This window comes from Microcoleus sp. B3-A4 (assembly GCF_036705385.1).
Lineage (GTDB): Bacteria > Cyanobacteriota > Cyanobacteriia > Cyanobacteriales > Microcoleaceae > Microcoleus.
Window position 1 is genome coordinate 1 of the sequence record NZ_JAUBUI010000062.1, and the last position, 13,175, is coordinate 13,175.

9 protein-coding genes and 1 pseudogene are annotated in these 13,175 nt (G+C 45.0%); 6 read left to right on the plus strand and 4 right to left on the minus strand.

Going from position 1 to position 13,175, the window contains the following annotated elements; all coding sequences use genetic code 11:
• A pseudogene (locus QUB33_RS21205) lies at nt 1-98 on the plus strand (IS630 family transposase); the annotation flags it as partial.
• Nucleotides 99-348: 250 nt separating this feature from the next.
• Here the strand turns inward: QUB33_RS21205 and QUB33_RS21210 are convergent.
• A complete protein-coding gene (locus QUB33_RS21210; protein ID WP_333353877.1) occupies nt 349-1,014 on the minus strand; it encodes a glycosyl hydrolase 108 family protein in 666 nt (221 codons plus the stop codon).
• 99 nt (nt 1,015-1,113) lie between these two features.
• Here QUB33_RS21210 and QUB33_RS21215 point away from each other — a divergent pair, with 99 nt between their 5' ends.
• From QUB33_RS21215 to QUB33_RS21235, 5 genes are all read left to right on the plus strand, one after another.
• Entirely contained in the window at nt 1,114-3,294 is a 2,181-nt protein-coding gene (locus QUB33_RS21215) for a tetratricopeptide repeat protein (protein ID WP_333353796.1), read from the plus strand.
• A 38-nt stretch (nt 3,295-3,332) separates the two neighbouring features.
• Nucleotides 3,333-3,929, plus strand: a complete 597-nt coding sequence (locus tag QUB33_RS21220; RefSeq protein ID WP_333353799.1) for a tRNA isopentenyl-2-thiomethyl-A-37 hydroxylase MiaE — start codon at nt 3,333-3,335, stop codon at nt 3,927-3,929.
• A gap of 91 nt (nt 3,930-4,020) precedes the next feature.
• Nucleotides 4,021-4,518 (plus strand): GNAT family N-acetyltransferase, encoded by a 498-nt coding sequence (locus QUB33_RS21225; protein WP_333353802.1) that lies wholly within the window; start codon nt 4,021-4,023, stop codon nt 4,516-4,518.
• 14 nt (nt 4,519-4,532) lie between these two features.
• The gene (locus QUB33_RS21230) at nt 4,533-5,075 is read left to right on the plus strand and encodes an MAPEG family protein (protein WP_333353805.1); all 543 of its coding nucleotides are present in this window, start codon (nt 4,533-4,535) and stop codon (nt 5,073-5,075) included.
• A gap of 76 nt (nt 5,076-5,151) precedes the next feature.
• Nucleotides 5,152-6,540 (plus strand): cytochrome P450, encoded by a 1,389-nt coding sequence (locus QUB33_RS21235; RefSeq protein ID WP_333353808.1) that lies wholly within the window; start codon nt 5,152-5,154, stop codon nt 6,538-6,540.
• 56 nt (nt 6,541-6,596) lie between these two features.
• On the opposite strand, the gene QUB33_RS21240 is transcribed toward QUB33_RS21235, so the two are convergent.
• From QUB33_RS21240 to QUB33_RS21250, 3 genes are all read right to left on the minus strand, one after another.
• A complete protein-coding gene (locus tag QUB33_RS21240) occupies nt 6,597-10,406 on the minus strand; it encodes a PAS domain S-box protein (protein ID WP_333353811.1) in 3,810 nt (1,269 codons plus the stop codon).
• A gap of 120 nt (nt 10,407-10,526) precedes the next feature.
• On the minus strand, nt 10,527-11,918 hold the full coding sequence (locus QUB33_RS21245) for a malic enzyme-like NAD(P)-binding protein (protein WP_333353814.1): 1,392 nt from the start codon (nt 11,916-11,918) through the stop codon (nt 10,527-10,529).
• Between the two features lie 708 nt (nt 11,919-12,626).
• Nucleotides 12,627-13,022 carry a hypothetical protein gene (locus QUB33_RS21250; RefSeq protein ID WP_190734398.1) on the minus strand — a complete coding sequence of 132 codons (396 nt, stop codon included), beginning with the start codon at nt 13,020-13,022 and terminating at the stop codon, nt 12,627-12,629.
• Nucleotides 13,023-13,175 lie beyond the last annotated feature (153 nt).

Consider the following 13,175-nt stretch of genomic DNA (forward strand, 5'->3'; position numbering starts at 1 on the left):
ATATTGAGCATGATTTTAGTGCATTAAAGAGAGCTAAAATGTATGCGTCTCCTGGCACATCTCTTGATGAAATTATTAGTGCTTATTGTGCAGTCTAGTGTCTCATACTTATTTGAAATGACTATACTTCTGCTTCCTTTAAAAAGCTGGTTTTGCTGAATACAGGTATGAATTAAAAATTTCCCAATTGCTATGGGCTAAGTATGGTGAGTTTTGTAACGTTGGAGAAAAGTTTATTCATACCGTAAATCAGCAACGCCATTTATAGAACACAGGCAAGATGTCTGTTCCACAAATATAGAATAAGAAATAACAATCCACAGTCAACAGTCAACAGTCAACAGTCAACTACTTAATCTTATTCACATACCCCCACAAACTATAATCGCGACTCAGCCAACCCCGGAAAAAAGCCATTTGAGTCGGATCTTCTTGGACTCGTTTGTAGCGGTAAATAATTCGTTCATTAATCATTTGCAGCGCGGTATTCTTGTTATTTGCCCCTTTCAGCGCTTCCTTGGTGCGGGCATCAAAAACTCCCGTTTGCGGCAATCCTAACGCTTGCTGGAGAAAGGTAATTGAGTTATTAATACCGAAATTAACGGCGGTGTCAAACATGACGATCGCCAAAGCCGGCTGCATCGTGCCCGAGAGGCTCGAATCCCAGTAATGTTTATAAATTTCTAGGAGCTCTGCTTCCGACATCTGCGTCACGTCGAGGGGCGGAAGCCCACGACTGTAGCGGTAGGCGTTGTATTCCGTTTGCAAGACGCCCCGATAAGTTCTGCCGCCCTTATCGGCAGGGTGATTGCTGAATCCACCCTCAAAATAGAGGGTGAAATAAAGAGCAGTTTGAAATAATTTCTGCCGAAAGCTTGCTGTCTGCTGCTGCTGTGCGAAAGTCTTTTGGGCAAAGGGTAAGGGGATTGCTAAGGTTAACAAGAGTATCCCCAGCAGGAGGTTTGGTTTCCACTTGATGTTATGTTGGCGCTGTGTCGCTTGCTTGTCGCTCATAAATTCTGTGTGACGATCGCCCGTAATTCCGCTAAAACTGCTACTCTGCAAAATAATATAGATTCAACCTTTAACTTGATAGCACAGATAGGCCGCCAAATGAATTCCGATTTTCCCAACCAATCCGAAACACCCCAATTTGAAGATGCTGCATCGCTGACAGTCGTTGCAGAAACCTATTACTCTCAAGGCAATTTAGCAGCAGCCGTCGCTGCTTGTCGCCGAGCTCTGGAATTGCAACCGGATTGGGCGGCGGCTTACGTGACAATGGGCAATGTGCAGCAAGCAAGCGGCCAAATTGAGGAAGCTATGCGGTTTTATTCCGAGGCGATCGCTCTGAATCCCGATTTTGCTGAGGCTTATGCTAATTTGGGCAGTATGCTCTACAAACAAGGGCATTTGGTGGAGGCTATTGTCAATTACGAAAAGGCGATCGAACTTAAACCAAATTTGGCTGCTGCTTACTGGAATTTGGCAGGGGCACTGAAACAGCAGGGGCAGGCGGATGCAGCGGTAGCATACGAGCAAAAAGCTCTCGAACTCAATCCCCAGCTTGCTGAGGTAGATTTTCACTTAAATTTAGGAGATAAATTAGCGCGGCAAGGGAAGTTAGATGAGGCGGTGGCTGCATGGCAGCAGGCGATCGCATTCAAACCCGATTTAGCCGAAGCATACTGTCAAATTGGCCGTGTTTTCCGCCACCAGGGTCAATTTAAAGACGCAATACCCAACCTTCAAAAAGCCCTAGAAATTAAACCAGATTTTATTTCTGCCCACCAACATTTGTGCGGCATCCTCAGAGATACTAGCAATTTAGCTGCCGCGCGGCAAGCCGTGCACCAATACAGCCAAATGTGTGCCGAAACCGATCCAATTATGACTGCGATTTACTTCATCAGCACCTATCAAGTGTCAGGATTAAATCAAATTGCGGGCGATCGATTTTTAGAGCTAGAGTCGTACTTGCAGCAAAACTTAGAAACCGCTAGCCCGGTGGAAATTAAATCGCTTTATGCAAATTTGTTATTCAGCACACCGTATGTGCGAGATGACTTGGCAGCCAACTCAAAACTTTACAGATTAATTGCCCAAAAGTATATCGACCAATGTATTAAACCTAATTTTTCTCAACCCGCAAATTACAGTTTCAAACCAAGTGTTCCATCCAGCAAGTTAAAAATCGGCTTTTTGTCCAATCACTTCAGCCGTCATTCAGTAGGTTGGTGCAGCGCTGACATCATTCGCGAATTGTCCGGCATCACACCCCATGTGTATTTGTACGCTTCCGAAAGAATTGTTCCTGACGATCGCACTCAGCAATTTGAAAGTTGGGGCAAACTGACTTTTCCGACAACCTACCCGAACGGACTTGCCAATTCCGCAGAAATTATCGACAAAATTCAGCAAGATGAATTGGACGTTTTAGTTGATTTAGATTCTCTCAGCGTACCAGTTCACGCTGACATTCTCTACCAAAAACCTGCACCAGTTTGTGTTTCTTGGCTGGGATTTGACGCCCCTTACCTATCGCCGGAAAATTACTTTCTTACAGACTGGCACTCGCACCCAGCCGGGCGGGAAAAATATTATGACGAGCAGCTAATTAGGATGCCGGATTCCTTTGTAGCGGTGTCCGGTTTTCAGAGGTATGGAGTCGATCCCGTTGCATTGAGAAGGTCGCATCGGATCGGTTTGGATCAGATAGTTTACCTGTGCGTTGCACCAGGCAGAAAATTCAATTACGAGTTGGTAAAAGCCCAAATTGCGATTCTCAAAGAAGTGCCGAACAGTATTTTAATTCACAAAGCTTTAGGCGATGCTGCGGTGTTTGAGGCTGCATATCACCAAGCTTGCGAAGCTGAGAAAGTGAGCAAGCACCGAATTAAGTTTTTGCCAAGGTTTGCTACTGAGGAAGAACACAGAACTATCTATTTGCTGGCCGATGTTTTGTTAGATTCTTATCCTTACAACGGAGGAACTCACACTTTAGAGGCTTTGTGGTTTAATTTGCCAGTGGTGACTCGCACGGGAGAGCAATTTTTGTCGAGAATGGGTTATTCGTTCTTGCAGGCTTTGGGAATTGAAACTGGTGTGGCTTGGTCTTGGTCGGAATATGTGGAAGTTGGTGTAAAATTGGGTAAAGAACCTGAATTGAGAAATGCAATTAAAGCACTGTTGGTGAAATCTAAACTTCCAGCAAATTTGTCCCCGCTGTGGAATCCGAAAAAGTTTGCTGGTGATATGTATGCGGTGTTTGAAAAATTAGGTAAAATAGGATAAATGCTGACTAATTACTAATGACTGATAACTGATGACTAATGACTTCAACACAGCCAACTATTAAGTTTTTAAAACAGCCGACTTCGGAAGCTTGGGTAGAACAGGCGATGGCCCATTTGGATACAATCTTATTAGACCATTCTCACTGCGAACGGAAAGCGGCGGGAGTAGCGTTAAATTTAATGTTTCGCTACCCAGCAAGGGAAAAATTGGTGAGGATGCTAACGGCGATCGCCCGCGAAGAATTAGAGCATTTCGAGCAAGTCAACCAGCGGTTAGAAAAGCGCAGCATTGCTTTAGGCCCTTTGGCTGCACCTCCCTACGGTGCTGGTTTGTCCGCCCAAATTCGCAAGCAGGAACCCGAAAGACTTTTGGATTCTTTGTTGGTTTCTGGTTTGATAGAAGCGCGCAGTCACGAACGGTTGGGGCTGCTGGGCGATCGCTGTCCCGACGCGGAATTAGCTAAGTTTTACCGCAGTTTGATGGCTTCAGAAGCCCGCCATTACGGGGTATATTGGATTTTGGCAACAACTTATTTCGATCGGGATATTGTGATGCAGAGGTTGGAGGAATTATCATTAGTAGAGAGCGAGTTGCTGGCAAGTCTTCATCCCGAACCGAGAATTCACAGTTAAAATCTCGGTGCATTTAAAGACTGTAAGATACAAAAAATCACTAATTTTACAGTTGCTCAAGTGAAAAACTAAATATACGTTGCAACAACCAATGAAAACCCAACATCTCGATTTTTTAATTCGTTCCTGGGAAACGCGCGATCGCGCTGAGGCGTTCTATTTAATTAGAGATGTTTTAGCAGAGTACGGTTTAAAATGCGAACCTCACGGGGCAGATCGAGATGTCTATGATGTAGAACTACATTATCACAATCAAGGCGGTGAATTTTGGGTAGTTGAACGGCAGGATAAAATAGTCGGTACGGCGGCTTACTATCCAATTGAGCGCGGAAATAATGCTGTGGAAATTCGCAAAATGTATATTTTGCCCGCAGCAAGGGGACAGGGTTTGGGGAAATTTTTACTGCAAGAATTGGAACGTAAAATTATAGCTCGCGGCTTTGATGAAATCTGGATTGAAACTGCTAGCATTCTCAAAGAAGCTGTGAGAATGTACGAAAATAGCGGATATCTACCGACAACTGGTGTGGAGACGCCAAGGTGCGATCGGGTTTACGTAAAGTCTCTAGGTAGAAAAAACCTACAATAAGGTTTGTGTAAACAATGATTAATTTACTCAGTTTCAATCAACAACAGCAAATAGTTGTTCGGCGAGGCATTTCAGCCTTGATATTCTCCCTTACTTTTGTACTGATTGGTTATTTTGTGATAGCGCTGCCCCTACCGCTATTAAATACCCCAGAGTCGCGCCTAATTTTCAGCCTTCGCTGCCAAATTTTTCCGTTACTGATGTTATTTGCCGGCATAGTTGCAGTTGGTAATGGTAGATTTAGCAGCCCAGCCATCAACCCTTTAGCGAATGCCGAATCAGAAGCAATGCGGATTCATTTGCGTTATCTGAGCAACACTCTAGAGCAATTTGTGCTGTTTTTTGTAGGCAGTTTAATCCTTTCTACCTTTTTAGATACTTACAGCATCAAGCTAATTCCAATTTTGGCAACTTTGTTTGTTTTCGGAAGAATAGCGTTTTGGATAGGCTATCTCAAAGATCCTATCGATCGAGCTTTTGGCCTGGGAGTTACTCTGTATCCTACTATTGCCGTACTAATTTATGATGCCTACCGCGTACTATTTTTCAATAGCTGAGGGATGTGAGACTTTTTTGAAATAAGACTTATGCTTTCATTAGTCCTGTGAAACCCTAAAACTAGGATAAAAACCAATGACTATCCCCACAGAAAACTCTCAGTCTCAAAATCATGCTACTAACAAATTGCTAGACGGCCCTAAAGACGCTAGATTTGTTCAGACAGTGCGGGGACTTTTAAATCCTCTGTATTATTTAAATAGTAATTATCAGCGCTACGGCGACCTTTTTACCAGCAAATTCAGCAACTTTCCGCCCCAAGTAATTATTAGCAGTCCTTTAGCTATTCAAGAAATTTTTAGCGCAGATTCCAAACTATTTAAATCCGGTACGGTAAATCAGATAGCGCTACCTTTAGTAGGAGCGAATTCGTTATTTTTATTAGATGGCGACCGACATTTGCAGCAGCGTAAACTTTTAATGCCACCTTTTCATGGTGAACGAATGAAAGCTTACGGAGAAATCATCGGCAATACAACCGAAAAACTAATTAATTCTTGGACTCCTGGTAACTCTTTTCTCGCGCAATCAATTATGCAGGAGATTTCCTTGGAAGTAATTTTGCACGCGGTTTTCGGGCTGAGCGAAGGAGAACGCTACCAGCAAATCCAGCAACTTCTTGTTAAGATGTTAAATTTTTTTAGCAATCCATTAAGCGCTACTTTTCTGTTTATTAAGTCGTTGCAAAAAGATTTAGGTGCTTGGAGTCCTTGGGGAGGATTTCTGCGACAAAGACAGCGTTTAGATGAACTGCTTTATCAAGAAATTCGCGATCGCAAAACTCAGTCTGAACCATTGGGCGAAGACATTCTGAGCTTGTTAATTTCAGCTCGTGACGAAGCAGGACAGCCGATGAGCGACGTTGAATTGCGGGATGAATTAATGACAATCTTATTCGCAGGACACGAAACTACAGCCACAGCTTTAGCCTGGGCTTTGTATTGGATTCACTACATCCCAGAAGTCCGTGAAAAACTGCTGCAAGAACTCAATTCTATTGATGTCGAAAATTGCGCTCCGGCGGAAATAAGTAAACTCCCGTATTTGAATGCTGTCTGTTGCGAAACGCTGCGGATTTATCCGATCCTATTTTTTACATTTCCGCGCCTTCTGCAAGCTCCGATGCAGTTAATGGGTTATAATATTCCCAAAGGAATGATACTTTCTCTCTGTATTTATTTGGTTCACCACCGACCGGATATTTACCCGGAACCAAAGCGTTTTAAACCAGAACGTTTTCTAGAACGTCAATTTTCGCCTTACGAATATTTGCCGTTTGGAGGAGGGAACCGTCGGTGTATTGGGGCAGCATTTGCCATGTTTGAAATGAAGTTAGTATTGGCGAAAGTGCTGTCGCGATACTCTTTAGAACTTGCAGAAAATCGTCCGGTTTTGCCGGTACGGCGCGGTTTGACAATGGCACCCGCTGGTGGTGTGCGTCTGGTGGTAAAGAGTAGGAATTGAATCCTATCAAATCCGGTGGATCGAGCGAAGATGATATGATATCAATGCAACGGGTTTTAATTTATCTTTTGCCGCATAGGAATTTCGATCGCAAATTCGGAACCTTCTCCCAATACAGAATTGCAATAAAGCTTGCCGCCGTGTTTTTCTACTATAATAGAGTGCGAAATCGCCAATCCTAAGCCAGTTCCTTTGCCAATGGGTTTAGTCGTGAAAAACGGGTCAAACAAGCGCTTTTGCACATCTTCGCTCATCCCGGGGCCGCTGTCAGCTATCCATATGGCAACGCTGTTATTGTCGGTTACTTGGGTGCGAATCGTAATTGCGAGATTTTTGGCAGTGCGATTGGATTCCTTTATCTCCATTTCCAAGGCGTCTAGCGCATTGCTCAACAAATTCATAAATACTTGATTTAACTGACCGGGATAACATTCGACTAAAGGCAAATTACCGTATTCTTTAATCACATTAATTGTCGGGTGATCGGTTTTATGTTTCAGGCGGTTTTGCAAAATCAACAGCGTGCTTTCAAGGCCCTCGTGAATGTTAACTTGTTTCATTTCGGCTTCGTCCAGTCTTGAGAAAGTCCGCAGGCTCAAAACTATGTCGCGGATGCGATCGGCTCCGACTTTCATAGATGCTAAAATTTTCGGTAAATCTTCAATCAGATAATCAATTTCAAAGTCTTCCCTTGCCTTTACAATTCTGGCGCTAGGCTGCGGGTATTCCTTCTGGTAAAGTTGCAGCATTTTTAGCAAGTTTTGAGTGTATTCGCTGGTGTAGCTGAGATTGCCATAGATAAAATTAACCGGGTTGTTAATTTCGTGGGCGACACCTGCTACTAACTGGCCCAAACTCGACATTTTCTCACTTTGAATTAATTGAGTTTGGGTACGTTGGAGTTCGCGCAAAGTTTGTTCTAGCTGTTGAGTTTGAGCTTGAGCTAATCGGGCGGCTGTGCGCGTTTGGGTGTAGAGTTCGGCGTGGTCGATCGCGATCGCAATTTGAGCGACCACCGCTTGCATCAGTTCGACTTCCGATTCGCTCCAATTTCGCATGGACATAGCCTGATAGCAGGTAATCACCCCAATATCGCCGGAAGCAGTTTGAACTGGCAGCGACAGCACTGAGTTAATTTTTAAGGCCTGGAAATTTTCGCGCGCTTCTGCATCTTCACAAGTGCTGACATCATCAATTCGCAGAATTTCTCGCCGCAAAATCTGCCGCTTGGGGACACTACATTGGTCGTCTACAGAATAAGTACCGAGTAAACTCGGCAAAGCTGCATTCTTCGCTTCGCAAACTATTTCCCAAACCGGAGGATTGCTGTTGGGGCGATACCAAATGAAGAGGCACCAATCTAGGTGCATCAAATTGCGAATTTCTTGAACGGCGGTTTCTAAAATTGTGTCTAAATCTAAAGAATTGCGGATTTGGTTGGCAATTTGATTTAGCAGTTGTTCTCGCTGAGCTTGTTGTCTGAGCGCTTGTTCCGATCGCACTAAAGTTTCTTCTGCAAGTTTGCGATCGGTTAAATCTTGGAGAACCGCTTGGATAATTTTTTCATTTCCAACCTCGATGACTGTCAGCACCACTTCTGCGGGAAAATCAGTACCGTCTAAGCGCTGGTGAACCCAATCAAAACGGTGGTTTCCCCGCTCAAAGGCGAGATCCATCATTTCGTTAACCAAGCTCAAAGAATCTCTGCCGTTGGGTTGAAAAGGAGGCGACAGTTGGCCGGGGTTTTTGCCGTACAACTGTTGCGGGGTAGTGCAGCCAAATAGTTTTAGGGTGGCTGTATTGGCATCGGAGATATCATTGTCATATAACATCAAAACAGGCAAACTGGTTAATTCGTAGAGCGATCGAAATTTAGCTTCCGACTGCTGCAATGCGGCTTCTGTTTGCTTGCGATCGGTAATGTCGGCAACCATGGCCAAAGCGCCGACATAACGTCCCTGTTTGTCTGACAAGGGATTAGCAGAAAGTATCGCCCACAAGTCGCTGCCGTCTCGGCGACAGAACTTAAAATCGTGCTGTTCGCGAATTCCTTGATTGCGGCGGTTGAGATTGGCTTGTGCGAGCGCGATGCCTTCTGCATCCATGAAAGCAAATAGCGACTGCCCGCTCATTTCCTCTGGAGTGCAGCCGAGCATATCGGCCATTTTTTGGTTAACAAAAGTAGTTTTACCCTCCGTATCTATCATCCAAATTCCTTCATCTGCTGTCTCGACAATGCACCTGTATTTTTCCTCGCTTTCTCTGAGCGCTTCTTCTGCTAAGTGGCGAGCCGTAATGTTTTGAGTCATTAGCAATCCGCCGATAATTTCTTGCCGTTCGTTTCTGACTGGCAAAGCATAACCGAGGTAAACGCGATCGCTGTAAAAAATTTCTGTAACAACTGTTTCTCCTGCCAGTGCCGCCCGATAAGTTGGCTCTAGATCAGCGCAAACATCTGGCTCGAATACTTCCCATATTGTCTTGCCTTCCATCAATTCTTTGGAAAGCCCCACTGCTGCTAATTCTGTACCTTCTACCAGGGTGAAGCGCATTTCTCGATCGAACAACATCACCGCACCGTTAGGAAAATTGCTGGCCATAGTGCGGTAAAGCTGTTCGCTTTTTTGCAGCGCAGCTTCTGCTTGTTTGCGATCGCTAATGTCAATTATGACTGCACCGATGCCGAGAGCCTCGCCATCTTTGTCTAGCAAGGGAAAATAAGAGCCTGTCAGGTGTCGGACAAACCCAGGCTTTCTGGGATTGTCACCACTCATCTCGATATTAATTAAGGGTTGTTTCGTCCTCAAAATTTCTTCGTACAAAGGCTCTATTATTGGAGCGATATTCGGCAATATTTCGCGTACAGCCTTGCCTATGTGCTCTTCAGAACTCAGGCAATTTATTTCTGCTAGAAATTGATTAATTTGCACGTACCGCAGTTGGGAGTCCAAAATGCAAAGTCCCGCCGGCGCCTCCTTCAAAAAGGCATCAAATAGTGCTTGTCTCTGTGCTAATTCTTGTTCTAAAGCTTTGCAAATGCTGAGATCTGTTAAAGAGCCAACCATCCCCACAACTTCTCCCGTTTTGTCTTTCAAGAGCGAAAGCATCAGGTGCGAGGAAATTTTTTCTCCTGATTTATGGCGTGTTATAACTTCTATTTCATGCTCGCCTTTTTCTTGTAGCGGTTTGATGACTTGCTCTAACAAAAACTCGTGCTGTTCTGGCGGGTAAATTAGAGAAATGTGCTGTCCGATCGCCTCAGTTTTTTCATAGCCGTATAACTTTTGGCAGGCTTGATTCCAAATGGTGATCGAGCCGTCCATATCTGTAGAAATCACCGCTTCGTGAATTTGGTCGATAATTTGACTTTGGAGACGCAATTTTTCTTGAGCCTGTTCCAGTTCGGCGATTTTTTCTTCGAGTAGTTTCTGAGTTTTTTCCACTTCGGCAGTCTGCTTTGTCAGCAATTTTCCCAGATGTGAATTGCTGTGCAGCGGCGCTGATTCCAGCGGAGCGCTATTTTCAGGCCCAGAACTAAAAATTTCTTCAGCGCTCAGCCAAATAGCGCACTCTCCCCCCGTTTCAATAGCCCGCTCAGAAACTCGCACGGGTACGAGATGGTTGTTTTTATGTTTGTATGCTGCTTCGCACGGACCCGTGCAGCTATCCGCGCACTGCGTTTGCTGAATTTCCCAGTAGTTGAGGTGAAGAGTTTCTGCCACTGTGCGGCCGATAATACTTGCAAAAGCTGGATTTACCTCGATAAAAGTCCCGTCCGTCCGGCACAATGCCAGCCCTATCGGGCACAGTTCTAACAATTGGCGGCGGGAGCGATCGCGCTTGGCTTTTCCTAACTGGCTTTGCATCTGACCTAGCTGGACTTGGTTTATTTAATTATATCTTTTCACGTTGTTTATTGCTGTAACTTTTATCCTTCATTAAACAAGAGAGAAGAAGGAAGAAGGATGACTTCCTTCTTCCTTCTATTAATCGCGGGCAATACCTTCGGATCTGGCGGCCAACTGCACTGCACCGGCGACAGCAACGGCAACTCTTTCATCAAAAACAGACGGTATAATGTGCTCTTTGTCAAGCTGGGAAGGACTGACTAAAGAGGCGATCGCATAAGCTGCTTCCAAATACATAGTGGTCGTAATAGTGGCAGCTTTGCAGTCCAAAGCACCTCGAAATATCCCCGGAAATGCCAAAACATTGTTAATTTGATTTGGGTAATCGCTGCGTCCGGTTGCGATAATCGCCGCATCTTCCATAATTAATTCTGGCTGAATTTCGGGAATGGGATTTGCCATTGCAAAAACAATGGGATTCTCGGCCATGGAACGCACCATCGAACGGGTGACTACGCCTGGGGCGCTGACGCCTAAAAATACATCGGCACCGGCGATCGCATCTTCCAAAGTACCGCTCGAAGCCACAGCAAATTCTAGTTTTTCTGGGTTCATATCCGTGCGGTCTTCGGAGAGGACGCCTTTGGAGTCGCACATGATGATGTTTTGGGCACCTGCTTTACGCAGCAACCGGGCGATCGCGACTCCTGCCGCACCGGCTCCGTTAATCACGATACACACTTCTTCTATTGTTTTTTTGACGAGTTTCAAGGCATTAATTAATGCTGCCAAACTAACAATCGCTGTGCCGTGCTGGTCGTCGTGAAAGATGGGAATATCTAAGCTTTCCCGCAATCTTGCTTCGATTTCAAAGCAGCGGGGAGAAGAAATATCTTCTAGGTTAACGCCACCAAAAACCGGGGCGATATTCTGCACTGTGCGAATAATTTCCTCGGTATCTTGGGTGTTCAAACAGATAGGAAAGGCGTCAATACCTGCAAATTCTTTAAATAGCATGGCTTTGCCTTCCATGACTGGCAGTGCGGCGGCAGCGCCGAGGTTCCCCAGTCCCAAAACTGCGCTACCGTCGGTAACAATGGCAACAGTATTGTTTTTGATTGTGAGGTTGTAAACTTGTTGGGGGTCATTGGCGATCGCCGTGCAGATGCGGCCGACTCCAGGGGTGTATGCCATTGCCAAATCTGACTGGCGTTTGAGGGAAATTTTGCTAACTACGCTGATTTTTCCGCCGCGGTGCAAGTTGAAAGTGCGATCGTACACGTCGATCACTCTGATATCTGGCAGCGCTTTCACTGCTTGCACTATTTCTTCATTGTGCTCGGTGCTGTAAGCATCGACGGTGATATCGCGAACTGTAGTGGCGCGGGTTTGCTCGATCAAGTCGATTTGGCCGAAGTTGCCGCCGACAGATGCGATCGCACTGGTGATTCTTGCCAGCATTCCCGGTCGGTTTGGCAGAGCAACCCGAATTGTTAAACTAAAGCTGGGGTTTGGTGTCAGTTTTACCATGATGCCTTGATTTCAGATTTGAGAATTTCAATCTTAGATTTTATCGCCAATGTTAGGCATAAAATTTAATAATTCAAATTTTCAACTAAAATTTTTAACAAATTCTATGAGCCTGCGATCCGAGCGCTCTGCCAAGGGTGCCGCTGGGAAACTCATGTTTTTTTGAGTAGAGCTTTGCTTTGTGTATAGCTTGTGACGCGCCCACAAACAACTTATTTTCTGTCAATTTCCCGGCAAACCGCGAATATTAAGCACGGGGATAGAAACCCGGTTTTTGAGGTCAAGCGGGGCAAGTGTTATCTATTTTTGATAATATTTCTGCTTATTCTGAACATGAGCCAATATTTCGCAAAAATGTATTTTCCAGCAATAACGCCTAATTCCTGCTGCTGTCTTTTGAAACGAGACACCCAGAAGGGTTAATGCGGCTTTTTGGTGGCCGACTTTGGGGCAACAAGAGTAGATGCACGGCTGTTTAAGCCGACAGGTAAAAATCAGATCGAGTGACAAGCCGCCATTGGATATATATACTGGCTGCTTGTTTAACACTTGCCAACGATTGCGAGTGCAACCTGGCAAATGATCGAATTACCTGCACCTTTTGCCCGAGAATTTCAGGGAATGTAACTAACAGACAATCTACCCCGCGCCGACACAGGGACAAATTCAGCCCAGCCGTGCACAGTTGCTGCTTGCTAACTGTCAATTTTATCGATCGCTCGCAGCATCGGCACATATAATAGTAAAGAATTTGCAAGCCAGACAATCCGGGGGAACTTTTTCTAAGTTTTGCAGATCTACTGATTGCTCTGCCTCGCTGCCGGGGGGAACTATGCACAGGGCAACCTGTCCGACTCCTGCCATGAGTTCGGCAACTCGCTCCAAAATACTGTCCATTTTGTCAATTAGTTGCTCTGCTGCATCCAGACTCGGCGCGATGATGAAAAAGGTTTTGACTCCATCGGGACAAGGGGCGAAGCCGAGGGTAGACTCTCGCAATAGTGCTTGGGTGGAAAGACTGAAACCGTCGAAGAAGCGATCGATTACTGCTTGATAAAAGACTTGGGTCAGAGAGCGATCGCCAAAAATAGGTTGAGATAACATAACTGCTTCCTTTCGTAGGATTTTTGGGTGCATTGAAAAAATTTTAACATACCTTAATGTAAGCGATTTAACAAAATGATCTAGCGATCGAGATCATGGACTTGATGTGACATTTTTTAATTTGTGTAGCGATCGCAACTGTGATAAAATGTA

What these genes read in the sequence shown, in the direction of transcription:
- QUB33_RS21225 (WP_333353802.1), top strand. Translation starts at nt 4,021, where the DNA reads ATGAAAACCCAACATCTCGATTTTTTAATTCGTTCCTGGGAAACGCGC.
- QUB33_RS21210 (WP_333353877.1), bottom strand. Translation starts at nt 1,014, where the DNA reads ATGAGCGACAAGCAAGCGACACAGCGCCAACATAACATCAAGTGGAAA.
- QUB33_RS21215 (WP_333353796.1), top strand. Translation starts at nt 1,114, where the DNA reads ATGAATTCCGATTTTCCCAACCAATCCGAAACACCCCAATTTGAAGAT.
- QUB33_RS21250 (WP_190734398.1), bottom strand. Translation starts at nt 13,022, where the DNA reads ATGTTATCTCAACCTATTTTTGGCGATCGCTCTCTGACCCAAGTCTTT.
- QUB33_RS21245 (WP_333353814.1), bottom strand. Translation starts at nt 11,918, where the DNA reads ATGGTAAAACTGACACCAAACCCCAGCTTTAGTTTAACAATTCGGGTT.
- QUB33_RS21235 (WP_333353808.1), top strand. Translation starts at nt 5,152, where the DNA reads ATGACTATCCCCACAGAAAACTCTCAGTCTCAAAATCATGCTACTAAC.
- QUB33_RS21240 (WP_333353811.1), bottom strand. Translation starts at nt 10,406, where the DNA reads ATGCAAAGCCAGTTAGGAAAAGCCAAGCGCGATCGCTCCCGCCGCCAA.
- QUB33_RS21220 (WP_333353799.1), top strand. Translation starts at nt 3,333, where the DNA reads ATGACTTCAACACAGCCAACTATTAAGTTTTTAAAACAGCCGACTTCG.
- QUB33_RS21230 (WP_333353805.1), top strand. Translation starts at nt 4,533, where the DNA reads ATGATTAATTTACTCAGTTTCAATCAACAACAGCAAATAGTTGTTCGG.